The sequence below is a fragment of the Gryllotalpicola koreensis genome (genome assembly GCF_039538185.1).
GTDB lineage: Bacteria > Actinomycetota > Actinomycetes > Actinomycetales > Microbacteriaceae > Gryllotalpicola > Gryllotalpicola koreensis.
In genome coordinates this window covers 401,944-427,317 of sequence record NZ_BAABBW010000004.1, presented here as the reverse complement: position 1 = coordinate 427,317, position 25,374 = coordinate 401,944, and the positions used below count along the sequence as shown (strand labels likewise).

The window sequence follows — 25,374 nt, the reverse complement described above, 5'->3', positions numbered from 1 at the left end:
CGCATGCTGCGCCAGCCGCTGCCCGGCAGCCCGGGTGTCTTGCTGCAGGTCGCCGCCGAGGCGGCAGCTGCCACGCCGTTTGAATTCGAGCTCGGTCTCACCGAGCGCGCTGAGGACCGATGGGATGCCGCCGTCGAGGTGCGCTTCACGGGCCGGCAGCCCGTTGAGGCACGCATCGCCGTCGCGCTCGTGGTGCCGGAAGCCGATGCGCCGCACTGGCTGATCCCGGGACTCTTCTACGCAGAGAACCGCCCGAGGGGCAACGATCGCCTGTTCCCACGCTTCGAGATCGGTGCGGCGCCTGAGGCGGCGCGCGAGATGACGAGCTCCTCGTGGGGCTTCCGCGCCGATCGCTGTGCGACGCCCGCGGTCTTCCTCTGGCCTGGTGAGGGCCGTGGCGGGTTCGCACTCGCCGTCGCCGAGACGACCGAGCTGGGGCTGAGCGGTGTCGGCTTCGCGCACGACGCCGAGGCCGATGATGCGCAGCTGCGGCTGAGCTTCCCGTTCCGCGAGTACCCGATCACGTACTACGGAGACTCCGAGCCGCGGCCGCCTCAGGAAGAGGCCTATCGCTGGCAGCCCGGCGAAGTGCGCACCCTGCGCTTCTCGGTCTTCGCGATCGGGCCCGATCGGCACGGCTACGACCCCGTGCTGCGCGCGCTGCACGCGGAATCCGTCCCTGCCGCGCCCATCGAGCCGTGGGTGGATGTCGCCGAGGCGGCCGCGCTTGCCGCCGAGGGGCTCACTCGCTGGCACTTCGACTCCGACCCCGGCGTGTTGCTCGAGACGGTCGGCTTCGACCGCGAGGTGACCGGCCGCGACGGATTCACCGTCGATCGACAGGCGATGCACGTCGGCTGGGTGAGTGGCATCCCCTGGGCCTACGCGTTGCTCGCGCACGGCCTGCGCACGGGGGACGACGGAGTGAGGGATGCCGGTCGCGCGGTGATCGACACGATCACCGGTGCGCTCGCGCCGTGCGGCACGTTCTGGGGCGTGTGGTATCGCGATCACGGCTGGAGCCAGAGCTGGTCCCATGTCAGGGGCGCCCTGCACGCGCGCACCCTCGGCGAGGCGAGCCTGTTCCTGTGCCGCGCGCTCGCGCAGGAGCCCGGGCATCCGCAGTGGGAGGCGGCGCTGCGCTCGAATCTCGACGCGGTCGTCGCTCGGCAACGGGCGGACGGCAACCTCGGCACGCTCCACCATGCCGTGACCGGCGAGGTGCTGAGCTGGCAGGGCTCAGCCGGTCTCACCTGGGTCGCCGCACTCGTCGAGGCGGCCGACCGCGATCCCGCGTATCTCGCCGCCGCCATGCGGGCCGGCGAGTACTACGCCTCGTTCGTCGAGCGCGAGTACCTGCATGGGGCGCCAGAGGATGTCGACCTGGCGCCGACCTCCGAGGACGGGTATCTCGCCGTGATGTCGTACGCCGCGCTGTACCGCCGCACGGGCGAGGAGCGCTGGCTGCGCCTCGCCGCGCGCGCTGCCGACTGGACGCTCACCTTCCGCTACAGCTACAACGTCACCTTCGACCCGCGCACCATGCTCGGCGTCTACGGCTTCGCGTCGCGCGGCGCCGACCAGGCGTCCCCGTCGAACCAGCACCTGCATGCCTACGGCCTCGTGTGCACGCGCGAGTTCGCTGAGCTGAGCGAATGGACCGGCGATGCGTATTACGGGGCCAGGGCCGAGGAATCCCTCGCCTGCTTCCGGCAGTTCATCGCACGCACCGACGGCGACTTCAACGCATATCGCGGCATGGTGACCGAGCGCTACTACCAGACGGCGTGCTTCCAGCCGAAGGGCATGCTGCTGACGCTCTCGCACGCGTGGAGCGCCGGGGCTCTGCTACTTGCTTGCGAGCAGACGCTCGCTCGCGCCGCGAGCCGCGGCTTGGCCGTACTCGGCACCCTCACCCCGACCTCTCATCGATCAACGCCTCTGCGTCCCGAAGATCTCCCATGACCCCACCGCGACCCGCTGTGACCGACGCCGTCGACCCGCACCGTGCACCAACCGCGCTGCCATGGCGCGGCCTCGTCGAGGGCTTCTACGGGACACCGTGGTCGGGTGCCGAACGCCGCGCGTATTTCGCCTTCGCGGCACCGCTCGGCCTGGACCGCTACGTCTATGCCCCGAAGTCCGACCCCTATCACCGCGAGCGCTGGCGCGAGCCGTACCCCGAGGCACAGCTTGCCGAGCTGGCCGCGCTCGCCGCCGACGCTAAGGCGGTCGGCATCCGATTCGGTTATGCCATCTCTCCTGGCCTCTCGATGCGTTTCGCCGACCCCGCTGACGCCGCCGCGCTGGCCGCGAAGGCGCGGCAGCTGTTCGACGCGGGCATCCGGCACTTCTGCGTGCTCTTTGACGACGTGCCGCCGACGCTCACCGACGCAGCGGACCTCGCGCGGTTCGGCGACGATGATGCTGCCGTCGGCCGCGCGCACGGCGCGGCCGCATCCGAGTTCGCCGGCTTCCTACGCACCGAGCTCGGCATCACCGAGCCGCTGCTCGTATGCCCGACCGACTACGCGGGAATCGCGCCGTCGCCGTATCGCGAGGGGCTGGCTGAGACCCTGCCGACCGACGCACTGCTGTTCTGGACCGGCTCCGACATCGTGGTGGGCGAGGTGACGCGGGCGGCGGTGGACGCGGCGGCCGCCTCCTATCGGCGCGACCTCGTCCTGTGGGACAACTTCCCCGTCAATGACTTCGACCGCTCGCGGCTGTTCCTCGGACCGCTCACTGGACGTGCCGGCGACGTCGTGGGCAGCCGGCTCGTCGGCATCGCGGTGAACCCGATGGTCGAGGCCGCGCCGTCGCGTTTCGCGATCGCGGCGTGCGCTGAGTGGGCGGCGTATCCGGCCCGCTACGATCCGGACGCCGCCGCCGCACGTGCACGCCGGCTCGTCGCAGGCCCCGCCGCCGAGGGCCTGGCGCCGCTACTCGACGCGTGCTCGTCGTGGCCACCGTCGGCCGCGCCAGATCCGGCCCTCGACGCCCTCATCGAACGTGCCCGCAGGGGCGACGTGGCCGCGCTCGCCGAGGTGCGCGGGCGCATGGAGGCGCTCGCCGCGACGTCGTCGGCCGGCGCGCCGGCCGATCTGCGCAGCGCGCTGTTGCCGTGGGTGCGGGCGGCCCAGGCGGTCGGAGCGGCGGGCGTGCTCGCCTGTCGGCTGCTCGCGAACGACGGCAGATCGGATGCCGCCGCGACGGTCTCCGCGTTGCGCGCGGCATGGACTGCGGCAGAGGCGCACTATCCGAACGTGCTGCGCTCGAGCGTCGAGCTGCTCGTGGCCGCGGCACTCGAACGCGCCGGCGCGCCACGCTTGCCAGTGACGGCTCCGCAGGGCGGCCGCGTGCTGCTACTGACCGGCGCGAACCCGTCGCCGGGCGACCGTGAACTCGCGGAATTCCTGCACGCCGACGGACACGCCGTGACCATCCGGTCCGAGAGCGCGGCCTCCGACATCGCCCCGGACTTCGACCTCGTCATCATCGCGCGCGCGGCATCCGAACGGGCGGCACTCGAGCTTGCCGACATCGCGATCCCGGTGATCGCGTGGGGCCATCTCGTGGCGCTTCGTCTGGCGAGCGCGTCCGAGATGCCGCTCGCGCTCGACACTATCGAGCTCAGCGATGGCGACCACCCGATCGCCGCCGGTCTTGCCGGTGCCGTGCGCGCCTATCGTGGGCCCTCGCGGCTCACCTGGGGTGTGCCGGCAAGCGGTGGCCGCGTGATCGCGTCGACGCCGCAAGACCGGCATCCGGTCCTCGTTCTCTACGACGCGGGCATGCCCCTCGTCGACGGGCGTCCGGCCCCGGCCGCCCGACTCACCTTCTTCCTCGGCAGCGATGGTTTTGCGCCCTGGCTCGTCACCGACGCCACGCGTCAGATCGTGCGCGCGGCGGTGACGCACCTGCTTGGTCGAGCTGCATAGACGCTCGGGATGCGCGCGAGGCGGATGCCCCCCTCCGTCGCTTTTGTGGCGGCGAGGGCCGTTCCGCGTCGTCACAGTTGGCGGGGTTCGAGCCTCCGTAGTTGGGTGACGTGGGCGGGGGTGAGTTCGTCGAGGGATGCGACTTGGAGGAGCTTCATGGTGCGGATGAGCTGGTCCGAGAGGATCTGGATGGCGCGGTCGACGCCTTGTCGGCCGCCGGCCATGAGGCCGTAGAGGTAGGCGCGGCCGGTGAGGGTGAACTTCGCGCCGAGGGCGAGGGAGGCGATGATGTCGGCGCCGTTCATGATGCCGGTGTCGAGGATGATCTCGACGTCTTTGCCGACCTCGCGGACGACGTCGGGGAGGAGGCGGAAGGGGATGGGGGCGCGGTCGAGCTGTCGGCCGCCGTGGTTGGAGAGCACGATGCCGTCGATGCCGAGGGAGGCGAGTTTCTTGGCGTCCTCGACGTTCTGGACGCCTTTGACGGCGATCTTGCCCGGCCACAGGGCGCGGATCTCGGTGAGGTCGTCCCAGCTGATGGTCGGGTCCATCGCGGCGTCGAGGAGTTCGCCGACGGTTCCGCCGGTGGAGGACAGCGAGGCGAACTCGAGTTTGGGGGTGGTGAGGAAGTCCCACCACCACCAGGGCCGGGGGAGGGCGTTGATGACTGTCTTCGGGGTGAGCTGCGGCGGGATGGAGAAGCCGTTGCGCTTGTCGCGCAGCCGGGCGCCGGCGACCGGGGTGTCGACGGTGAAGAAGAGGGTGTCGAACCCGGCTTGGGCGGCGCGTTCGACGAGCCCGTAGGAGATCTGGCGGTCGCGCATGACGTAGAGCTGGAACCAGTTGCGCCCGGTGGGGTTCGCCTTCTTGACGTCTTCGATGCTGGTGGTGCCGAGGGTGGAGAGGATGAACGGGATGCCGGCCGCTCCTGCGGCGGAGGCCCCGGCGGTCTCGCCTTCGGTGTGCATGAGCCGGGTGAACCCGGTGGGGGCGATCCCGAAGGGCAGGGCCGACGGCCCGCCGAGAATCGTTGTGGATGGGTCGGTGTGGGAGACGTCGTGGAGGATCGAGGGGTGGAACTCGACGTCTTCGAACGCCTGCCGGGCGCGGGCGAGGGAGAGTTCGCCTTCGGCGGCGCCGTCGGTGTAGTCGAAGGCTGCGGCCGGGGTGCGCCGCTTGGCGATGTTCCGCAGGTCGTAGATCGTGAGCGCCGACTCCAGCCGCCGTTTCCGTCCGTCGAGCTCGGGCTTCTTGAACTTCATCAACTCGAAGATCTCCGCCGGCCTCGGCACCTGACGCTCAACCATAGGAAACGCAGTCCCTCTCACTCAGCCGGATTCGCATCGCGAAGGAAGATCTCGATCACCGGAACGGCGACGTCCGGGCGTCTGACGGGGAGCTCCAGGGTCAACGTTCCGGCGGGCTGCCCGCCCTGGGTCAGGTTCTGCGCCGCAGTGTCGGGGTCGATGACCCTGAACCGCACCTCGGAGCCGTCGTTCAGCAACTGCGCGTACTCGACCCGGTCGGCGAGACCCAGAAGATGGAGGCTGCCGAATGGCCAGGCGAACACGTGGACGTACAGCCTGTCGCCGCGCTGGGTGTATCGGACGTCGCTCGGCGGCACGAAGCCGCTGGCACCCGCTCCGCGGATCGAACGGGCGTGCAGTCGCATCCATTCGCCGATGCCTGCCAGGGCATGCTCGGCGTTCGGATCGAAGGCACCGCGGCCGTTCGGCCCGACATTGAGCAGGAGATTGCCGTTCTTGGCCACACCGTCGATGAGCATCCTCACCAGCAGGTCGACGCTCTTGTAGTCGGTGTTGTCGCGGTCGTAGCCCCAGCTCCCGTTGAGCGTCTGGCAGGCCTCCCACGGCACCTGCATGCCGGAGCGCTCCATGGGGCGGTCCGGCTGATATTGCTCGGGGGTGACGAAATCGCCGGGAACACCGAGCCGATCGTTGACGAGGATGCCGGGCTGAAGCTCACGCACCATCGTCAGCAACTCCGCGGATCCCCACTCTTCGGCCCCTTTCCCGCCCCACACCGGTGGATTGTGGCCTGATGCGTACGAGAAGTCGAAGAAGAGGTAGTCGATGGTGCCGTAGTGGGTGAGCAGTTCCCGCACCTGCCCGTGCAGATACTCCCGGTAGCGAGCCATGTCGCGCGACTGGTTCAGCTCCGTGACGTTCGGCGCATCCCGCTGCGGGTGGAACCCGTCGATGAGGAAATCCGGGTGGTGCCAGTCGAGAAGCGAGTAATAGAGCCCGACCTTCAGACCGGCTGCGCGCACGGCGTCGACGAACGCGGCGACGACATCTCTGCCGAACGGCGTATGCATCACCGTGTAGTCGGTGAGCGCGGAATCCCACAAACAGAATCCGTCGTGGTGTTTCGCGGTCAGCACGACGTACTGCGCTCCCGCCGCTTTCGCGGCCGCCGCCCACTCTGACGCGTCGAACAGATCGGGATCGAAGCGCGCCGCGAACCGCTCGTACTGCTGAGCAGTCATCTGCTCGCGACTCATCAGCCACTCGTGCCGCGCCCCCATCGCGTAGAGGCCCCAGTGCACGAACAGGCCGAATCGATCGTGCCGGAACCAGGCGGAGCGCGTGTCGGCGGTGGGCGTCGGCGGCGTGGTGGTTGAGAGCATGCCAGAGGTCATTCGGGTCTCCTTCGCGGAAAGGGGCCGGGTCATGCGGGGCGAGCGTCTTGAGCCTCGGCCGGATGCTCTGCCGCGGCACTGGCACCTCGTGCGCTGAGCGCGCGCACCGTGCCGAGTCGGCTCGACGCGTCGGCCTGCGGAGCGCCGAACGCGTCGGTCAAGAAGCTCAGCCGTCGCTCGGCCGCGAGTTGCCCGCCGCCCTCGTGCCCGTTGAACGGGTAGACGTCGATGGACTTGGCCCCGGCGTAGTGGTTGTAGGCCGCGAACACCGTCGAGGCCGGCGCGACGCCGTCCATCAGCGCCGCCGAGAACCGGGCGGGCGCCGTCGCCCGCGACGCGAAGTTCATGGCGTCGAAGTAGCTCAGGGTGCTGAAAGCGCGCTCGACGAGCTCGGGGCGGCTTTTACCGAGCTCGGCGAGCTCGAGGTACGGGCCCGACGAGGCCACGTCTGCCGCTCGCTTGAGGTCGCTCAGGAACGGCAGGTCGGCGAGCACGGCGATCGGGGTGTCGTCCAGCGCCGCCGCCGCAAGAGCGAGGGCTGCCCCTTGGCTTCCGCCGGCGACGGCGATGCGCGTCGCGTCGATCTCCGGATGCCTGGCGGCCGCGCGGACTGCTTGCACCGCGTCGACGATGAGCCGGCGATAGTAGAACGTCTCAGCGCTGAGCACGCCCTGCGTCAGGAAGCCGGACGCCTGCGTCCGCCGGGATGCGTCCCCGTCTGCGGTGTCACTGCCGAGCTGCCCGCGATTGTCCACGATGAGATTCGCGTACCCGGCTGAGCTGTAGAGCAGATTCGTCAGCGTGACGGGCGTTCCGCGACCGGTGCCGTAGCCCATGTACTGCACGACGCAGGGCAGTGCGCCGCGGCGGTGCCGAGGCAGATGGAGCCAGGCCTTGATCGGCTGATCGTCGAATCCGGCGAAGGTGACGTCGAAGGTCTCGATCGTGGCGAGCGGCGTCGCGACCGAGTCGAAGCGCGGGGCGCTGGCCGATCCCGCGTGATCCGTCAGCGTGGCCGCCCAGAACGCGTCGAAATCGGGGCGGGCGGTCGTCGCCGGGCGATAGTCGCGGAGCTTGTCGAGCGGCAGGTCGAGCACGGGCATCGGTGCGCGTGTCCTTTCTGAATTGACTCGGTGCGTCTCGCGCGACGGCGGGAGGCATCCGATCACAGCATCACGATGTGCTGAGACGATTATCGATGAACGATAGCATTCGTGAAGTCGAAAGGATTCACATGCGGGCAAGGGATGACATCGATGAACGGATGCCGGTCGTGTGGCCGCTTCCGGTGCGTGGCGAGCCGTTCGAGCGGGCCGATGCCGACATCGTTCGCCGGATGGATGCCGTGAGCGCCGCGACCGCCTGCGCCAAACTGCACGCCATGGGGATCACCCGCACTGCCGTGCAAGGGCCGGCGGCGTTGGAGCGCGGGCATAGGATCACCGGTTCCGCGCTCACACTGCAGTTCATGCCGCAGCGCGAGGACGTCGCGAGCGGGACCGGTCAGGAATACGTCGAACGTGACACCGCGCTCTGGGCGGTGCTCGAGACCGTCCAGCCAGGGGATGTGCTCGTCGTTCAGGCGTGGGGCAGCGCATTCACCGGCTGCTTCGGGGACATGCTCGTCAGGTATTTCCGGCGCCGCGGCGGTGCGGGCATCGTGGTGGACGGGCGGATTCGGGATGCCGCTCGGGTGCGCGAGCTCGGGGTGCCCATCTGGTGCACCGGCACGACTCCGCACTACGCGTCGCAGAGCGAGCTCTTCCCGTGGGCCTATGACGTGCCGATCGCCGCGGGCGGTGTTCTGTGCCTCCCGGGGGACATCGTCGTCGCCGATGACGATGGAGCGGTGGTCGTTCCCGCCGGCAAGGCGCGAGCGCTCGTCGAAGACGCCGAAGACCACGAGGACTGGGAGTCGTTCAGCCGCATGCGCCTCGACCAGGGCGCACGCCTGTCGGACTACTACCCGCTGAGCCCGAACAGCCGGGCAGAGTACGAGCATTGGCGTGACGAGAGGGATGTGAGGGGCAGCAATGGGTGATGAAGAGCAGGGCTCAGGGCCGCGCGTGAGAGATTTCGAAGGGCGCGTCGCGGTGGTGATCGGCGGTGCGTCGGGAATCGGGAAGGCGACTGCTCGGCTCTTCGCCGCGCGCGGTGCGCGGGTCAGTCTCTCCGATCTGGATGCCGATCGTGGGCGTGCGGTCGCGGAGGAACTGGCCGCGGGTGGTGCTGAGGCGATTTTCACGCTGGCCGACATCCGTGCCCCTGGCGACCTTGCAGAGCTCGCGCACCGCACCGTCGAGACCTTCGGCCGGATGGACGCGGTCTTCGTCAGCGCCGGCAGAGCCGAATCGGATCTCGGTGCGATGCTCGAGCTCTATCTGCAAGGACCGGCGAACTGCGTCGAGGCGATGGTGCCGCACCTGCGCCATTCGGATGCCCCGACCCTGACGTTCACGGGGTCGATGTCGGGGCTGCGGGCGCATCCCGGCGCTCCGTGGTACGCGACGGCGAAGTCCGGATTGGTGGGGATGACCCGCACCCTCGCCCTCGATCTCGCGGCACAGGGCATCCGAGTGAATTCCGTGTGCCCGAGCGGCGTCGACACGGCGATGCTGCGCGCGACGATGCGCGGCCCCGCCGACGAGATCGAGAAGCGGCTTGAGGCCGAGACCGAACGGAAGCCGCTGAGACGGTGGGTGACGCCCGAGGACGTGGCCGAGGCGGCGGTGTTCCTCGCCTCTCGGCACGCCGCCATGATCACCGGTGTCTCACTTCCGGTCGATGGCGGCGAGCGCCTGAAGTAGGGCCGCTGCCCGGGTTGACGCGCAAACATCCGATGTGCCATTCTTTCGACTATCGATAGTCGCTCCACCGGTTCAATGGTGAGTGATGCAACCCGATCGATCTGGCAGTGCAGCCGGGTTTCAGCAGCGGGCGGCGGAGCGGACTGGCGATCCTGCAACGAGGCTCGAGACCCTTCTCACGCCTCAAACCCGAACATCAGAGTGGAGTCGGAATGAAAGGCACAGGCATTTGGCGGCGCGTGGGCGCCGCGGCGGTCCTAGCTGGCGCAGCATCGATGGTGCTGGCCGGCTGCGCCGCGAAGACCCCGGCGTCGACGTCGGGGTCGGGGTCGGCGCACCTTCGCGTCATCATGAACGTCACGCCCAACCTCACCGTGGCGTTCTGGAACGACCTGTTCTCCAAATACGAGAAGGCCCATCCCGGTGTGACCATCAGCCTCGAGCGCACCGGCACCATCCAGGCCAGCGACAAGCTGAACCAGGACCTCGCCGCCGGCGATCCGCCGGACATCGTGCAGCAGGTCACGCCCACTGCTCAGACGGTCAAGCTGTTCACCGATCTCTCCGATCAGTCGTGGACCAAGGACACCCCGCTGGTCGACAACTACAAGATCAACGGGAAGACCTACCTGGTCGGCGCCGGGCAGCAGGTGCAGTCTCTGGTCTTCTATAACAAGGAGGCGTTCCAAAAGGCCGGGCTCGACGCCTCCGCGATCACCTCGGTGGCCGACCTCACCGACGCGATGGGCAAGCTCAAGGCCGCCGGTTATGTGCCGCTCCAGACGGCGGGCCAGTGGGTCACCGGAGCGCAGTTCACGCTGTTCAACGACTCCACAACCATGACCCAGACGCCGAACTGGATCAAGCAGCGCACCGAAGGAAAGGTGAAGTTCTCAGAAGGCCAGTACCTGGACTCGCTCAAGACCTATCAGTCCTGGGTCGAAGACGGATACCTCCAGAAGAGCGACCTCGGGCTCGCCTACGCCGACGGGCAGACGAACTTCCTCAACGGCAAATCGGCGATGTACATGATGGGCTCGTTCTTCGTGCCGGCGGCCGATCAGGCCAAGAAGAGCGATCAGTTCGGGGTGTTCTCGATGCCGACCACGGGGAAGTACCCGACGAAGCAGTTCAGCAACATCGCCGACTCCTATGTCGTGGTGAAGCAGTCGAAGAACCAGAAGGCGGCGATCGACTTCGTGAAGTGGCTGACCACCGACAAGACGGCTGTCACCGCCGAGCTGGCGGCCGACGGGAACTTCCGCGCCGGCTATTCCTACAAGATGTCGAGCCTGGGCGACGGAGTCCAGAAGATCGTGAACGCGTCACCCGGCGGCTTCGTGGAGGCCGCAGATGAGCAGCCTCTGACGGGCTTCTCGACGGAGCTCACCAGCCAGATCCAGTCGCTCATCTCCGGAACGAGTGCCAAGCAGGTGGCTCAGAACTTGGACAAGTGGTGGGACTCACAGACACAGTGATCGCCGACGCGCGTTCTCCCCGGGTCCAGCCCGGGGAGAACGCCGCGCGGCGCAAGCGCATCAGGCGGCTGAAGGAGACCGCGGTCTCGCTCGGAATGGCCGGCCCCGCGGTAGCGCTCTACAGCCTGCTCATGGTCGTGCCGGTGCTCGTCGCGATCTATCTGAGCCTCACGGACTGGGACGGCTTCTCAGCCGCGGACTTCATCGGCATCCGCAACTACCTGCATCTCTTCACGGACACGAACACCACGCACTCGATGTGGGTGACGCTGATCGTGGTCGTCTTCGGCTCCGCCTTCGAGATCGGCCTGGGCCTGGCATACGCGCTCGCCCTTCGGCAGAAGTCCCGCACCAACTCGGTGTTCCGCGCCCTGGCGTACTACCCCCACGTGATCAGCGCCTTGATCCTCGGATTCCTCTGGAACGCGATCCTCGGCACGAACGGCGCGTTCAACTCGCTGCTCGCCTCGTTCGGCATCAAACCGGTCGGCTTCCTGTTCGAGCAGAACCTCGCGCTGATCTCCTTGATCGCCGTCATCGTCTGGGCGGGATTCGGATTCAACGTGGTCCTGTTCGTCGCCGCGCTGCAGACCGTGCCGCTCGAGCTCATCGAGGCTGCAGAGATCGACGGGGCCAGCCGCTGGCAGATCAACCGGCACATCGTCATCCCGATGATCTCGCCGGTCGTGACCGTGGCGCTCATCCTCAACCTGATCGGGCTGCTGCGCGTCTACGACATCGTCGTCAGCCTCACCGGCGGCGGCCCAGGAGGCGCCACTCAGACCTATGCGTTCGTCATCCTCATGCAATCCTTCGGCGGCACGAAGATCGGCTATGCCAATGCCCAGGCGGTGTTCCTCATGATCGTCTCCGCGGCGCTCGCGCTGCTCGTCACCGCGCTGCGGAACCGCAGCGACAGAGCCGCTGGAGGTGAAGGATGAGCGGCGGCCAGATCGCGGACACCGCCGTGCCCCGCCGTCGGCGAGGGCGGGTCAACGTGGTGCGCGTCATCATGCTGGCGCTGCTCGTGCCGGTGATGGCCGGCCCGGCCTACATCCTGGTGGTCAACGCGTTCAAGACGCAGCAGCAGATCCAGGACCAGCCGTTCGGCATCCCCTTCGGCCATCTCACGCTGCAGCCGATGCTCGCGGCGATCACGAGCCCCGAGTACAACGTGATCGCCTCGTACGGCTTCACGGCCTCGCTCGTGGTCCTGGTCGACGTCATCTGCGTCGCACTCGCGGGCCCCGCGGCCTACGTGATCGCGCGCAGCGTGAGCCGGAAGACGCGCCTGCTCATGCTGTACTTCCTGGCGGGCACGTTCATCCCCGGGGCCGCCATGGTGATCCCCGCCATCTACGTGCTGCGCGCCATCGGGCTGGTGAACAGCTTCGCGGGGCTCGTGCTGTATCTGTCGGCGACGACCCTGCCGGTGAGCATCTTCCTGCTGGTGGGCTTCATCTCGACGCTGCCCCGCGAGATCGACGAGGCCGCGCAGATCGACGGGGCGGGCCGCTTCCGCACCTTCTGGACGCTGATCTTCCCGCTGCTAAGGCCGGCGGTCGTGACGGTGCTGATCCTCAATTCGATCGGCATCTGGAACGACTTCGTGAGCCCCCAGATCCTGCTCGGCCCGTCGTCGGGCCAGTACACCGTGACGACGGCGATCTACACCGGCATCAGCCAGTACACGACGGATCTGACCAAGGTCTTCCCCAACCTGCTGCTCGCCGTCGCGCCGGTGATCGTGTTCTTCATCTACATGCAACGTCACATCGTGAGCGGCCTCACGGTCGGCGCGACGAAGGGATAGCCCGGTGCAACACCCGGAATGGGCGCTTCTGCAGGTGAGCCTGCGTGAGCGCCTCGAAGAGGCGTGGCGCGAATTCGCCGCGAAGTACACCGACTCCGACGGCAGGCTCGTTCCCTCGGGGCGCCCGATCGGCCGTGACGGCGCCGACGACTTCCTCGAGGCGATCTTCAACTGGCCGACGCTGTACGCACTCGGCGGCAGCCCGGAGCTGCTGGAACGCTGCCTGCGCATCTGGCGGGGCGTCGGCGGACAGCTCGAGGAGCTCGGCCTCTTCAGCGACGGCTTCGAGATCGGGTACGACTGGTTCCACATCGGCGAGGGGCTCGAATTGTTCTACGGCCTCTGCCTCGCGGATCCGACGAATCCCGAGCTGGTAGAGGCGGTCACGCGTTTCGCGGGTCTCTACCTGCCCGATTCGCCTGTGGGCAACTATGACGAGCGGCTCAACATCATCCGCGCCCCACACAACGGCGCCGGCGGGCCCCGGCCCGGAATCCAGGACGGTCTGACGCGCTTCGGCACGGAACGCGTCGAGATGAGGACCTACGGCCTGCCCGTTCACGGCCTTCCCGGCATTCGCATGTGGGACGACCTCGACGCGCCCGGCAATGCCGAGCGCATGGCGGAGGCGATGCAGCGGAGGTTCGGCTCGGGCGACGTCGCCGTCAACCTCAGCGCCGTCTCGCTCGTCACGCTGGCATGGCTCCTGACGGGGGAGCGGCGCTGGCGCGACTGGGTCGAGCACTATGTCGCCGGCTGGATGCAACGCGCCGAGGACAACGGCGGCCTCCTGCCCGACAACGTCGGCAGCGACGGCGTCGTGGGCGGGGAACCGGTCGGCTCGTGGTTCGGCGGCCTGTACGGGTGGACCTGGCCGCACGGCATCCACAGCCTCCTGCCGTCTGCGCTCAATGCGGCAGCAGGGCTGCGGACGGTCGGCGGCGGTGAATCCGGATTCGCTCTGGTGCGGGGCATTCTCGACGCTGTCGCGGAACAGGCGATCCGCGAGGTCCCCGCCGCGCGCGAGATGACCATGAAGAGACGCTGGAGCACGCACTTCGGGGACGAGTTCGAGCACGAACTCGAGCTCTGGCCCACGCGTCTCGCCCCCGAGGGCTGGTTCGACTACCAGCCGCCGCAGGCCGCTTTCCCGGTATGGCTGTGGTGGCACGCGCGCGGGCAGGAGGATTACGAGCGGCTCGCCGCGTTGAGGAACACCGGCGGCTGGGACTGGCGGCGCGTTCGTCAGTTCCGCTCGAAAGAAGAGGCGGGACATGAGGATGCCTGGTTCGCTGCGCTCGCGGACGGGAGCGTCGAGCAGTTCGCGGGCCGACTGCTGCAGGTCGCGCATCGCCAGGTCGACGAGCGGCTCGCGGCGATGCGCGCAGACGACATCACGTCCGGATTCGATCAGGACCGTTGGCAGCATGCCAACCCGGTGGTGACCGAAGCGCTCGTGATGACGGCGCTCGGCGCGCCGCAGGCGCTCTATAACGGCGGCCTTCAGCACAGCCTCGTGCGCTATCTCGACCCCCTTTCCGGAAGGCCGGGACTTCCTCCACGCGTCGCTGCCCTCGTCGAGTCGATCGATCCAGAGCGGGCGATCGTGCAGCTGGTGAACCTCGACGCCGAGGCGGTCGAGCTGGTGCTTCAGGCGGGGGGATTCGGCGAACACATCATCGAGCGCGCTCGAACGACTGCGCTCGCCAGTGGGATCGAGAGCGAACTGCGCCCCGAGAACGCGTCACGCCTGACGGTGCGCATCGAGGCGGGCGAGCAGATCAGAGTGACGATGAAGCTCACGCTGCACGGCGGGGTGCCGCGGCTGGCCTGAAGCGGAGCGGCGCCCGCCATAGGGGGGCCCGCCTGCTACGGCTGCAGCAACGACGCGTGACGTGCGAACGCTTCGGCGGCCTCGTCGGCGGTGTCGGGGCGCAACAGGCTGAGGAGATGCGCGTGGTCCTCGGCGATCGCCGACCAGTCTCCGTGGAACAGGGGGTCTCCGACTGCGCGCGAGGAGCGCAGAGCCGGCTCGATGGCGTCCCAGCATTTGACGATCAGGGGATTGCCGCTCGCGACGCAGACATCGCGATGGAACGTGAAGTCAAGGGTGCGGAACGCAGCGACGTCTCCGCGGCCGGCGGCATCGCGCATCTGCTCGACGACGGATTCCAAGCCGGTGCGAGCTTCGTCGGAGATCTCCGACGAAGCGAACCGGGCGGATTCGCGCTCGATCATGGTGCGTGCGGCAATGGCGTGATCGAGGTCCTTCTCCATCACGACCGTCACGAAGTGGCCGCGACGCGGGGCGTGCGTGAGGATCCCCTCGTAGGCGAGCCGCTTGACGGCGTCGCGCACGGGGGCCTGGCTGATGCCGAGCCGCTTCGAGAGCTCCAGCTCGACCACCCGATCGCCGGGCTTGAGCGCCTGCTCGATGATGAGCCGGCGAATCAGGTCGTACACCTGATCGGAGAGCAGGCTGCGGCCGAAATCGCCGCGCTCTGCCTCCAGGGTGCGGCGCAGCAGGTCGGCATCGGGTGTGGTGGCCATGCTGCGAGTCTATCTATCGATAATTCAACGATTCAGCATTGACGCCGATTTCCCGGCTCACTAACGTTATCGATTAAATCTGATCGATAGGAGCAAAGATGCTTCGTAGTCAACGCCGCCGAGCCGACGGTCGGCTTCCGCGTCTCGCATTAGCCGCTGCGTCCATCGCAGCTATCGCCGGAGCGGCGGTCACCGTTCCCGCGGTCGCATCAGCAGATCCGGCATCCGGAACCACCTATTTCGTCTCCGTGCACGGCAACGACAGCACGGACGGGCGTTCGCCTCAGCACGCCTTCGCCACCATCCAGCGCTGTGCGGATGTCATGGTCGCCGGAGACACCTGTGAGATCGCCGGCGGCACCTATCGCGAGACGATCACTCCGACGGCCTCGGGTACGTCCCAGGCCCCCATCACCTACCGGGCCGCTCCCGGCGCGACCGTCACCGTATCGGGCGCTGACCCCGTCACCCATTGGCGGCATGTCGGCGCTGCAGATGTCTCCGCGCTCGCAACGTCGGATCCGTACGTCGTCGGCTCCGCGTTCAGCCAGGCGGTGTCGGCCGGCGACGTCTACCGGGTGCCGATCGATCTCGGCGACGATTCCAGTCCGGTCCAGGTTTTCACGAACGGCGCGATGGACGTCGAGGCCCAGTGGCCGTATCCGGGTGCAGACCCGATCCATCCGCTGACCGTCGAACGGGCGCAGGCGGGCAGCACCGGTGCGACGATCGTGGACCCGGCTCTGACCCAGCCGGCGGGATATTGGACAGGCGCCCGAGTTCTGACCAGCTATTGGTACGCCACAGAGACCGGCACGGTGATCGACTCATCACCCGGGTCACTGACCCTTGATGTCGCTCCCGCGTGTGTCCACACCATTGAGCCGGGCCAGACTCGATATTCGCTCGCCGGCCAGATCGCGGAACTGTCCCACGATGGCGAGTGGTATTACGACGCCGCCGCGAAGCAGCTTTATCTGGTGAGCCAGCGGCCGCCGGCCAGCGAGCAGATCGAGGTCAAGCAGCGTCAGCTCGGCTTCGATCTCACCAACACCAGCAACACGACGCTACGGGGGATCCACCTGTTCGGCACGTCGGTGACCACGGGGAGCAGCAGCACGGGCGTCGTACTCGACGGCGTCGTCGGAAAGTACCTGTCGCACTACACCGACGTGTCACAGGGATCGACGGACTGCGGAACCACCGTGAATCGCGGTGTCGCCGATAGCGGCATCGTTATCAAGGGAACGGGCAACACCGTGACGAACAGCACCCTGTCCTACAGCGCCGGCAACGGGATCGCGTTGCTCGGGAACGGGAACACGGCGACGCAGAACGTGATCAGCGACGTGGACTATGCGGGCACGTATGCCGCGGGCATCGCCGTGCAGGGCTACGGCGAGACGGTCCTGCACAACACCATCTCGAAAGTGGGCCGCAGCGGCATCAACCTGCAGTGGATCACTCCGCCGGCCGGAACGCAGGCCCCCGATCACATCGCATACAACGACATCTCCCAGTACGGCAATCTGAACCTGGACGTGGCGGCGATCTACGCGTGCTGCGGCTCGGCGATGCAGGGGACCTCGGTCGACCACAATGTGCTGCACGATGCGACGCCGGCGATCGGCACGACGAACACCTTCGCCATGGCGGGCGTCTATGCCGACAACGGTCAGAGCGATCTGCGGATCATCGACAACGTGGGCTGGAACAACCCCACGCAGACGGTGATGCTCAACGGACTCGGCAGCGGCTCCTACAACAACCTGGTGGCGAACAACACCGGCGGCGTCTACATGATGTACGTCAAGGCGGCGAACCAGTCGACGGGAACCGTGGTGGAGAACAACATCGGGCCGATGGTCGGAACCACCGATGCTACGCAGGGCGGCATGGTCCTCACCGACAACCTGGACTCCACCACCGTCGATCCGAAGTTCACCGACCCGGCGAACAACATCTACACACTGCAGGCGGATTCGCCGGCGCGTAACGCGGCGATTCCCCTGCCCGGGGTCAACGACGGGTCGACGGATCCGATACCGAGCCTCGGCGCCTATCAGTACGGTGCCCCGGTCTGGACGGCGGGAGCCGCGCACTAGCGCTATGAGAATCGACACACATGTCCACGTGTGGACCGATGCGCTGGCTGATCCCGGCCGGCGCATCGGCGCTCCGGCGGTCGCGAGAACGGACACCCTGGACCGGCTCCGGCCGTTCGCTGCGGCGGCCGGGGTCGACGGAGTCGTGCTCGTCCAGACCATCGGCAGCGAGCTCGAGACCGAGCAACTTCTCGGACTCGCGGCGATCGACCCGCTCGTCGTCGGCGTTGTCGGGTGGGCGGATCTCGCGGCCGAAGACCTCCCGGAGCGCCTCGATCGTCTGCTCTCCTGCGTCGGCGGTGGCTATCTTGCGGGCATCCGGTTCATGGTCCCGCCGATCGCGGACGACTTCGCCGACTCGCCCATAGCCCGAGGCATGCGCGCGATCGCCGACCGCGACCTCGCACTCGACCTTCTGCTCACCCCGAACCGCCTGCCGGACGCGGCGGCGATCGTCGCCGCGGTTCCCGGGCTCCGCTTCGTGATCGACCACCTCGCGAAACCCGACATCGTGGGAAACGACCTCGGAGCCGTGCGCGCAGGCCTCGTCGAGCTGGCCCGCCATGACGCCGTCGCGGTCAAGCTGTCCGGATTGCTCACCCAGATCGACCCGGAGCTCCAGGGGGTGGAGGATCTTCGCCCCTACGTCGACGCGGCGCTCGACCTCTTCGGCCCCCAGCGCATCATGCTCGGCTCCGACTGGCCGCTGTGTGAGCCCGTCGGCGGCTACCAGCTTGCCATGTCGGCGATGGAGGGTCTCGCCGCGGACTGGGCCGCGCGGCACAAGCAACCGCTCGCTCCCGACACGGCAGGGAAGTGGTACCGGCTCCAGGCCGGGTGAGACTCGCCACTTTTCCAGAACGAGGAAATGAGGTTTCGTGCCACAGATCGACCGGTCCGACGGCCCGCTGCATGCCATGTGGGGTGATCGGACGGCATCGGCCTCGATCGCAGCCGATCTCGCCCGTCGGCCGACGTCGCAGATCCGTGAGGCGCTGGGCATCCCGACCATCGCGGACCGGGCCGTCTGGAACGATGTGGATCCGGCGACGCGAGCTGCGTTCGCCGAATCGGTGCGACGACGGAGCGAGGAGCAGGGGGCCTGCCTGACGGCATCCGTCTTCGCACGGTATCAGCGGGACGGCGATCGCCGGCAGTACGAAGACGCTTTCGGTGCGCGACGGGAGCGTCTCACGACCGCGGTGATCATGGCCGCCGTCTCGGAGACGGACGACTGGCTCGACCAGGCCGCGGACGACGCGTGGCTGCTCTGCGAGCAGAGCACATGGTGCCTGCCGGCCCATGATGACGCGCACGATCGGCGAAAGTTCGTGCTGCCCGATGCCGCATCACCATATGTGGACCTCTACGCAGGTGAGGTCGTCGCGCAGCTGGCCGTCGCGGACCATGTGCTCGGAGAACGCTGGGATGCCGTGCTGCCGGGCATTCGGGAGCGCATCCGCCATGAGGCAGAGACGCGCGTGTTCACTCCGTTCCAGGCACGCGACGACTTCTGGTGGCTGGGCTACTCGACGCGGACGGTGAACAACTGGAATCCCTGGATCCTCGGCAATGTATTGCTCGCCGCAACTCTCCTGATCGACGACGTCGATCGGCTCGCCGGCATCGCCGCCCGGGTCGTCGACAGCCTCGACCGCTACGTCGCGACGCTTCCCGCAGACGGCGCGATCGACGAGGGTGTCGCATACTGGTGGAACGGCGCGGCTCGGATGCTGGAGTGCTTCGACCTCGTCTCTCGAGTGACGGACGGGGCTCTCGACGCGAGCGCGCTGCCTGTCGTCGCCGAGGTGCTCCGGTTCCCGTTGCGCATGCAATTCGGCTCCGACTGGTACGTGAACGTCGCCGACGGCTGGGCTCGAAGCCGGGGGCACGAGGCGTGGCAGGTGCCGTTCGCGTGGGGGCGTCGGCTCGGCGATGACCGCGTTGTTGCGTGGGCTTCGCAGGGCCGTGCTGCCGGAAAATCGATCGCCCCCATCAGCGGCGGGCTCCCGCGTCTGATGCGCGCACTCGGCGATGCCGCGTGGCGTCAGGCGACGGCTGTTCCGGCCCCGCTTCCCGCCATGGTGTGGCTGCCCTCGGTGCAGGTTCTCGTCTGCCGCGCTCGTGCGGACACGAGCGCGGGCCTCGCCCTGGCGGCGAAGGGCGGCACCAACGACGAGAGCCATAACCACAAGGACCTGGGGTCGTTCATCGTCGCCGTCGACGGTCGCCCGATGCTCATCGACGTCGGCAAGCCCACCTACACCGCGCAGACCTTCAGCGACGCGCGCTACGGCATCCGGGCGATGCAGAGCGGATGGCACAATGCCCCTGCTCCGCACGGCGTCGAGCAGGGCCTCGGCGCCGAGTTCCGCACGACCGTGCTGCAGGCGCCCGCCTCGGGCAGGGAGGCCGCAGAAGTCACCGGCGCGGCGGGGCTCGTGCTTCCCCTCGAGCTGAGACTGGATCTCTCGTCCGCCTACCCGCTTACGGCGGGGGAGCGCTGGAGCCGCGAATTCCGCCTCGTCTCTGCGGATCGCGTAGAGATCGTCGACTGCTGGCAGCTCGATACGGGGGCGCCCAGCGAGACCCATCTGATCGTCGCCGGCGACGTCGAGCTCCGTGGAGCAGAAGTCCTCGTGCATGAGGAGGATCGCAGCATCGGGATCACGACGCGAGAGGGCATCGTGCCAACAGCCGAGGTCTGGGTGCTGGATGACCCGGAACTCGTCGCGGTGTGGGGTGAGCGTCTCACCCGGTTGACCTACGGCCTTCCGGCGGCAGCCGCTGGGGGCGTGTTGACGACGGTCATCGAGCGACGTGATGTGCACCGGGCCGTGCCGTAAACCGATGGCGTCACGCAGACGGGCATCACGTCGCAGTGCACGTCCCGCTCCACAGCCCCCAGTGCCCGCCGCTCTCGAGCTTCTCGACCACCGCGCGCTGCAGCGATGTCGTGCGCGGCAGTGTCGAGAGGTCGACGTCGCCGCGCCGGCGGAAGACGAAGAAGAGCGCGTCTCCGTCGGCGGGGCCGACCTTCTCTTCGAGCCGCCAGCGCTGCTGGAACCGCACGATGTTCGACGCGGGGGCGAGCGCGCGTGCGAGCTGCGGGTCGAGCAGCCAGGACTCGCAGTGGAAGGCCGTGGCCGGGTAGTCGGGGAAGTGTTCGCCGAAGAAGGCTGCGGCCTGTGCGAAGGAGTCGTCCACCGACTCCGGCGTGAGAGGCCCTGTCTCGGGAATGTGCGTCGAGAGCATCCACTCGTCCGCGCGCCGCAGGAGGTTGAACTGCAGTCGGCCGAGCGAGTAGAGATTCCCGCAGAACGCCGCCGCGAGCCACCCGTAGGTGTGCAGCCCGAATGCGCCGTATGTGCGCCGGTGCACCCAGACCTGCTGGCCGAGGTCGGACAGCGAGCGGTCCGAGACGAACGCGGGGATGCCGCGCGAGCGGTGGAACGCCCGCACATCGTCGGCGACGGCGAGGAGCGCGAGCAGCGGCAGCACGCCGATACCGCCCCAGTTGCTCGCCGCGAGGGGGTGATCGAACGGCGCGACGCGCTCGCCGATGGCGCCGATCGTCGCGCGCACGCGCTCGGCGAGCACCTCGACCTCGGCGAGGCGCTCCCGATCGGCCAGGGCGGCGGCGATCGCGGCCTTCGCATCGGGGCGATCGTCCCGCCGGAAGCCGAGTGCGGCGAGAGCGCGGTCGGTGGTGGCGGCTTCGAGCCGCGTGGTCAACAGGGACACTCTTACATCGTCGCGCAGGTGTGATGGCAGGCGACGACCGGGCAGGATCGTGCGGAGACACTCGCTTCGCCGTCCGGAGGGATCATGTGACCGTCTCCGGGCAGATGACCTCGACCTCGTTCTCGCGCAGAGCTGCCAGAAGCTCGTCGCCCGGCGTCGTCTCGCAGATGAGGTAGTCGGCGGCGGACAGTGCGGCGATCTTGGCGAACAGATGCCGGTCGAACTTGGCCGAGTCTGCGAGCACCGCCACGCGCGCGGACCTGTCCATCATCGCCTGCATCATCGCGGCGTCGCCCAGGTTGCTGGTCGCGTAGCCGGCATCCGCTGACACCGCGCCGACGCCAATGAACGCGATGTCCGCCTGAACCTCGATGTCGTGACCGCCCGGCGCCAGCCGCAGCGAGACCGGCCCCGTCGTGGTCTGGGTGACCGTGCTCACCGAGCCGCCGAACAGGTAGAGGTCGCGGATGACGGCCGAGGAGATCTCGGCCGGGATGCGCAGATTGTTGGTCGCGATGGTGAGGTTGCGGAGCTTGTGGAGGTGCCGCGCCAGCGCCAGCGTGGTCGTGCCGCCGTTGAGCATGATGACCGACCCGTCTTCCACCAGGGAGGCGGCCAGGCGCCCGATGGTCTCCTTCGCGGCCGGCTGCACGTGCAGGCGCACTTCCAGCTCGGTGTCCGGCCGGTTGCTGGCCGCAAGGCTCACCGCACCGCCGTGGGTGCGGATGAGGAGCCCGTCGGCGTCGAGCTGATCCAGGTCTCGGCGGATGGTGTCGGTCGAGACGCCGAAGTGCGACGCAAGCTTGGCGACGGTCACCTGCCCCATCTCTGACACGTATGCCGAGAGCTCGGCTTTCCGGCCGGCCGGCAGACGTCTTTCCGGCGCAGAGTCATCGATCTCGACGTCTGCGCGGGCGCGGAGTGTTTCCCCCATGGCGTGCTCCTTCGGCTTACCGAACGCAAAACAGCATAGAACGGCACACTATCGCGGCGAAAGGCGGTCACAGAACGGCAACATCATGCTGATTCATGCTTGCAAGCGTCGTTCTTGCGTGAATAACATGCAGAGAACTGCATAAAGCAGACAAGAACAGCAACTCTTCCAATGAGGAGAAGAATCATGAGCAAGGAAGCTCGGATTTCGAGGCGTCGCGGTCGCTGGGTGTTCAGCGCCATCGCCGTCGCCGCATCCGCGGCCCTGACCCTGACCGGCTGCAGCGGCGGCGGTGCGAGCAGCGCCGACCAGAAGGTCACCCTGACTTTCTCGCAGTGGTGGGCTCCCGAGATGCCCAAGGGAGCACTGCAGGACATCGTCAATTCGTTCGAGAAGGAACACCCGAACATCACCGTCAAGCTGATCAGCGCGCCGTTCGCGTCGCTGCAGTCGCAGACGATCTCGCAAGCCGCGTCCGGAACCCTTCCGGACATCGTCGGCCTCGACGGCTCCTGGGTGAATCCGCTCTACAAGCAGGGCGCGCTCTACAACCTGAGCGACGCCATGAAGGCGGCCAAGTACGACGACAGCGAGTTGGCAAGCCAGGTCGGCTTCAGCGGCGACACGTACATGATCCCGGTGGTCAACTTCGTGTACCCGCTCTTCACCAACGATCAGATCCTCGCGAAGGCGGGCATCTCCGCACCGCCGACGACGTGGAGCGAGTTCTCCGCGGACGCGAAGAAGATCAGCCAGTCAGAGAGCGGCGTCTCCGGCTGGGTCGTTCCCCTGGGAACCACCAACCCCAACGGCGTGCAGAACGACATCCTCTCGTGGGCGTGGGCCTCGGGAGGAACCATGCTCTCGAACGGCAAGCCGGACCTCACCGGCAACGCCGACGTCAGCGGCGCGGTGAACATGGTCAAGGACCTCGTCAACTCGAAGGCCGTCCTTCCCGGCGCGAACGGCCTGCAGGAGACGGACAAGGTCACCAACTTCGTCAACGGGCGCGTCGGAATGATGATCGACTCGCTCGCGCACGTGACCACGATCACCCAGGGCGATCCGAACCTGAAGTTCACCGTCTCGGCACAGCCGACCAAGGACGGCTACACCGGGACGAAGGGCATGCTGACCGCGTCGTGGGGCATTGGGATCTCCGCCAAGACCAAGCACGCGACTCAGGCGTGGCAGTTCATCCAATACCTCATGAGCAAGGACACCAACTCCAAACTCTCGACCTTGGCGAACGGCTTCCCCGGCAACAAGACCTCGACGCCGGACTTCACCGGGGCCGACCCGCACTTCAAGACGGCATTCGGCATCTATCAGAAGAGCAGGCCGGTCAACGAGTTCACCGGCCTGCCCGCGGCGGACCAGCTGATGACCTCCTTCCTGACCGAGTTCCAGAAGGCGGTCGCGGGCCAGGAATCGACCCCGACGATGCTGAAGAACGTCCAGGCCCAGTGGAAGAAGCAGTTCTGACCGCGGTCCGACCGCCGGCCGCATCCTCGCCGGATGCGGCCGGCACCCTGAGAAGGAATTCCATGACTTCGTCTTCACCGGCCGCGGCGATCGCCACGGCCACGCAGCCGCAGCGTCGCAGTCGCCGCGGCCGCTTCGAGCCCTACCTGCTGATCGCCCCGACCGTGCTGCTCGTGCTGGGGCTGATGGTGGTGCCGATCGTCATCGTCATCGGCTACTCGCTGTTCGACAACGTCGTCACCAACCAGAACCCGCAGTTCGTCGGGGTCGCGAACTACGTCGCGATCCTCGGCAACCCCGCTTTCTGGAACGCCGTCGGCAACACCCTGATCTTCACGGTGATCAGCGTCGTCATCCACCTGCTCATCGGCATCGGTTTCGCTCTGATGCTCAACTCGAAGCTGGTGCACGGGCTCCCGCGCACGATCTTCCGGGCCATCTACATCCTTCCGTGGATCTTCACGGCCTCGGTCGTCGCCGTGCTGTGGCGGCTGCTGCTGGACCCGTCGGGCGTGATCAACTACGTGCTCACGACCATCGGCGTTCTGCACCAGGCCGTGCCCTGGCTCGCGACGCCCGCGACCGCGCTGATCTCGGTCACCGTCATCAACATCTGGTCCGGATACCCGTTCTTCATGATCAGCCTGCTCGCCGGGCTGCAGGGCGTGCCGTCCGACCTCTACGAGGCGGCGCGGGTCGACGGTGCCGGGCTCGTCCGCCAGTTCTTCAGCGTCACGCTCCCGGCCCTCAGACCGATCGTCTACAGCATGGCGCTGCTGGACCTGCTGTGGACCACGCAGCAATTCACGCTGATCTGGGCGACGACCGGCGGGGGCCCGATCAACCACACGGAGGTCGTCAGCACCTTCACCTACAAGCTCGCGTTCAACAGCTACCAGTTCTCGATGGCGTCCACGAGCGCCGTGGTGATCCTCGTCGCATCGCTGTTCGTCGCGATCTTCTATGTGCGCCAGCAGAAGAAGGCGAGTCAATCGTGAGCATCGCAATGAAGGCCCGCACCAGCCGCAGCATCGGGCGCGTCCTGCTCTACATCGGGCTCAGCGTCGGTGCGGTCTTCGCCGGCTTCCCGGTTCTCTGGATGCTGTCGAGCTCGTTCAAGTCCAACGCGAGCATCTTCGCGTTCCCGCCCAAGCTGATCGACGGCACCTTCTCACTCGGCGCTTATCTCTCCGTCCTGACCGATTCGGTCAAGATCGGCTACTTCGTCAACAGCTACATCGTCGCGATCAGCGTGGTGATCGTCACGATGGTGATCGCGCTGCTGGCGGCATACGTGTTCAGCAGGTTCGAGTTCAGGTTCAAGTCCGTCATCCGCGTCGTCATCATCGGGGTTCAGGCGGTGCCGCCCATCACGCTGCTGATCCCGTTCTTCGGCATCATGGTGGGGCTCGGGCTCTACAACACCTATCAGGGCTTGATTCTCACGTACGTCGTCTTCACCCTGCCGTACGCGATCATCATGATGACCGCGTACCTGGACAGCCTGCCGCGCGAACTCGACGAGGCGGCGCGCGTCGACGGAGCCGGTTCCATGGCGGTCCTCTGGCGGGTGCTCGTGCCGGTCTCGGTGCCTGGCATGGTCTCCGTGGGCCTGTACACGTTCATGATCTCGTGGAACGAGTACCTCTTCGCGCTCACCCTCACCCAGACCGACAACCGGCGCACGGTGCCCGTCGGGATCCAACTCCTCATGGGCCAGAACAACTACCAGTGGAACCAGGTGATGGCCATGAGCATCCTCGGCTCCATCCCGGTGCTGGTCCTCTTCCTCATCTTCCAGCGGTACTTCATCGGCGGCCTCGCGGCCGGCGCGGTGAAGTCCTGACCGCCGGAT

20 protein-coding genes are annotated in these 25,374 nt (G+C 67.5%); 14 read left to right on the top strand and 6 right to left on the bottom strand.

Annotated features, from left to right (window positions below):
- Positions 1-3 precede the first annotated feature (3 nt).
- Both ABD708_RS13855 and ABD708_RS13850 read left to right on the top strand, forming a co-directional pair.
- Entirely contained in the window at positions 4-1,965 is a 1,962-nt protein-coding gene (locus tag ABD708_RS13855; RefSeq protein WP_344755420.1) for a hypothetical protein, read from the top strand.
- Entirely contained in the window at positions 1,962-3,941 is a 1,980-nt protein-coding gene (locus ABD708_RS13850) for a beta-N-acetylglucosaminidase domain-containing protein (RefSeq protein ID WP_344755418.1), read from the top strand. The genes ABD708_RS13855 and ABD708_RS13850 overlap by 4 nt, the downstream gene beginning before the upstream one ends.
- Before the next feature lie 71 nt (positions 3,942-4,012).
- Here the strand turns inward: ABD708_RS13850 and ABD708_RS13845 are convergent, their stop codons facing one another.
- Genes ABD708_RS13845 through ABD708_RS13835 form a run of 3 tightly spaced genes read right to left on the bottom strand, consistent with a single transcriptional unit; the run spans position 4,013 to position 7,706 of the window.
- Positions 4,013-5,248, bottom strand: a complete 1,236-nt coding sequence (locus ABD708_RS13845; RefSeq protein WP_344755416.1) for an alpha-hydroxy acid oxidase — start codon at positions 5,246-5,248, stop codon at positions 4,013-4,015.
- A 17-nt stretch (positions 5,249-5,265) separates the two neighbouring features.
- Positions 5,266-6,591 carry an alpha-L-fucosidase gene (locus ABD708_RS13840; RefSeq protein ID WP_425553303.1) on the bottom strand — a complete coding sequence of 442 codons (1,326 nt, stop codon included), beginning with the start codon at positions 6,589-6,591 and terminating at the stop codon, positions 5,266-5,268.
- 41 nt (positions 6,592-6,632) lie between these two features.
- Positions 6,633-7,706 (bottom strand): acetylxylan esterase, encoded by a 1,074-nt coding sequence (locus ABD708_RS13835; protein ID WP_344755412.1) that lies wholly within the window; start codon positions 7,704-7,706, stop codon positions 6,633-6,635.
- A 131-nt stretch (positions 7,707-7,837) separates the two neighbouring features.
- On the opposite strand from ABD708_RS13835, the gene ABD708_RS13830 reads away from it, so the two are divergent.
- The 6 genes from ABD708_RS13830 (at position 7,838) to ABD708_RS13805 (ending at position 14,535) form a co-directional block, all read left to right on the top strand.
- Positions 7,838-8,644 carry an RraA family protein gene (locus ABD708_RS13830; protein ID WP_344755410.1) on the top strand — a complete coding sequence of 269 codons (807 nt, stop codon included), beginning with the start codon at positions 7,838-7,840 and terminating at the stop codon, positions 8,642-8,644.
- Complete coding sequence (locus tag ABD708_RS13825) at positions 8,637-9,410, top strand: SDR family NAD(P)-dependent oxidoreductase (protein ID WP_344755408.1); 774 nt, start codon at positions 8,637-8,639, stop codon at positions 9,408-9,410. The genes ABD708_RS13830 and ABD708_RS13825 overlap by 8 nt, the downstream gene beginning before the upstream one ends.
- A gap of 275 nt (positions 9,411-9,685) precedes the next feature.
- Entirely contained in the window at positions 9,686-10,888 is a 1,203-nt protein-coding gene (locus tag ABD708_RS13820) for an ABC transporter substrate-binding protein (protein ID WP_344755406.1), read from the top strand.
- On the top strand, positions 10,867-11,829 hold the full coding sequence (locus ABD708_RS13815; RefSeq protein WP_344755404.1) for a carbohydrate ABC transporter permease: 963 nt from the start codon (positions 10,867-10,869) through the stop codon (positions 11,827-11,829). Before ABD708_RS13820 ends, ABD708_RS13815 begins: the two co-directional genes overlap by 22 nt.
- The gene (locus tag ABD708_RS13810; RefSeq protein WP_344755402.1) at positions 11,826-12,701 is read left to right on the top strand and encodes a carbohydrate ABC transporter permease; all 876 of its coding nucleotides are present in this window, start codon (positions 11,826-11,828) and stop codon (positions 12,699-12,701) included. The genes ABD708_RS13815 and ABD708_RS13810 overlap by 4 nt, the downstream gene beginning before the upstream one ends.
- 4 nt (positions 12,702-12,705) lie before the next feature.
- Positions 12,706-14,535: a DUF8034 domain-containing protein gene (locus tag ABD708_RS13805; RefSeq protein ID WP_344755400.1), complete on the top strand. Its 1,830-nt coding sequence runs from the start codon at positions 12,706-12,708 to the stop codon at positions 14,533-14,535.
- A 35-nt stretch (positions 14,536-14,570) separates the two neighbouring features.
- Here ABD708_RS13805 and ABD708_RS13800 read toward each other — a convergent pair whose 3' ends face one another.
- The gene (locus ABD708_RS13800) at positions 14,571-15,251 is read right to left on the bottom strand and encodes a GntR family transcriptional regulator (protein WP_344755398.1); all 681 of its coding nucleotides are present in this window, start codon (positions 15,249-15,251) and stop codon (positions 14,571-14,573) included.
- A gap of 98 nt (positions 15,252-15,349) precedes the next feature.
- Between ABD708_RS13800 and ABD708_RS13795 the strand changes: the two genes are divergently transcribed.
- The 3 genes from ABD708_RS13795 to ABD708_RS13785 are packed head-to-tail and all read left to right on the top strand — an operon-like array spanning position 15,350 to position 20,202.
- A complete protein-coding gene (locus tag ABD708_RS13795; protein WP_344755396.1) occupies positions 15,350-17,356 on the top strand; it encodes a right-handed parallel beta-helix repeat-containing protein in 2,007 nt (668 codons plus the stop codon).
- Between the two features lie 4 nt (positions 17,357-17,360).
- Entirely contained in the window at positions 17,361-18,197 is an 837-nt protein-coding gene (locus ABD708_RS13790; RefSeq protein ID WP_344755394.1) for an amidohydrolase family protein, read from the top strand.
- A 37-nt stretch (positions 18,198-18,234) separates the two neighbouring features.
- Positions 18,235-20,202, top strand: a complete 1,968-nt coding sequence (locus ABD708_RS13785; RefSeq protein ID WP_344755392.1) for a heparinase II/III domain-containing protein — start codon at positions 18,235-18,237, stop codon at positions 20,200-20,202.
- A 25-nt stretch (positions 20,203-20,227) separates the two neighbouring features.
- Here ABD708_RS13785 and ABD708_RS13780 read toward each other — a convergent pair whose 3' ends face one another.
- Positions 20,228-21,100: an acyltransferase domain-containing protein gene (locus ABD708_RS13780; protein ID WP_344755390.1), complete on the bottom strand. Its 873-nt coding sequence runs from the start codon at positions 21,098-21,100 to the stop codon at positions 20,228-20,230.
- 82 nt (positions 21,101-21,182) lie between these two features.
- Positions 21,183-22,034 (bottom strand): DeoR/GlpR family DNA-binding transcription regulator, encoded by an 852-nt coding sequence (locus ABD708_RS13775; RefSeq protein WP_344755388.1) that lies wholly within the window; start codon positions 22,032-22,034, stop codon positions 21,183-21,185.
- A 186-nt stretch (positions 22,035-22,220) separates the two neighbouring features.
- Here ABD708_RS13775 and ABD708_RS13770 point away from each other — a divergent pair, with 186 nt between their 5' ends.
- From ABD708_RS13770 to ABD708_RS13760, 3 genes are all read left to right on the top strand, one after another.
- Positions 22,221-23,519, top strand: coding sequence for an ABC transporter substrate-binding protein (locus ABD708_RS13770; protein ID WP_344755386.1), 1,299 nt, complete (start codon positions 22,221-22,223; stop codon positions 23,517-23,519).
- Between the two features lie 62 nt (positions 23,520-23,581).
- Positions 23,582-24,517, top strand: a complete 936-nt coding sequence (locus ABD708_RS13765) for a carbohydrate ABC transporter permease (RefSeq protein WP_344755384.1) — start codon at positions 23,582-23,584, stop codon at positions 24,515-24,517.
- The gene (locus ABD708_RS13760) at positions 24,514-25,365 is read left to right on the top strand and encodes a carbohydrate ABC transporter permease (protein ID WP_344755382.1); all 852 of its coding nucleotides are present in this window, start codon (positions 24,514-24,516) and stop codon (positions 25,363-25,365) included. The genes ABD708_RS13765 and ABD708_RS13760 overlap by 4 nt, the downstream gene beginning before the upstream one ends.
- Positions 25,366-25,374 lie beyond the last annotated feature (9 nt).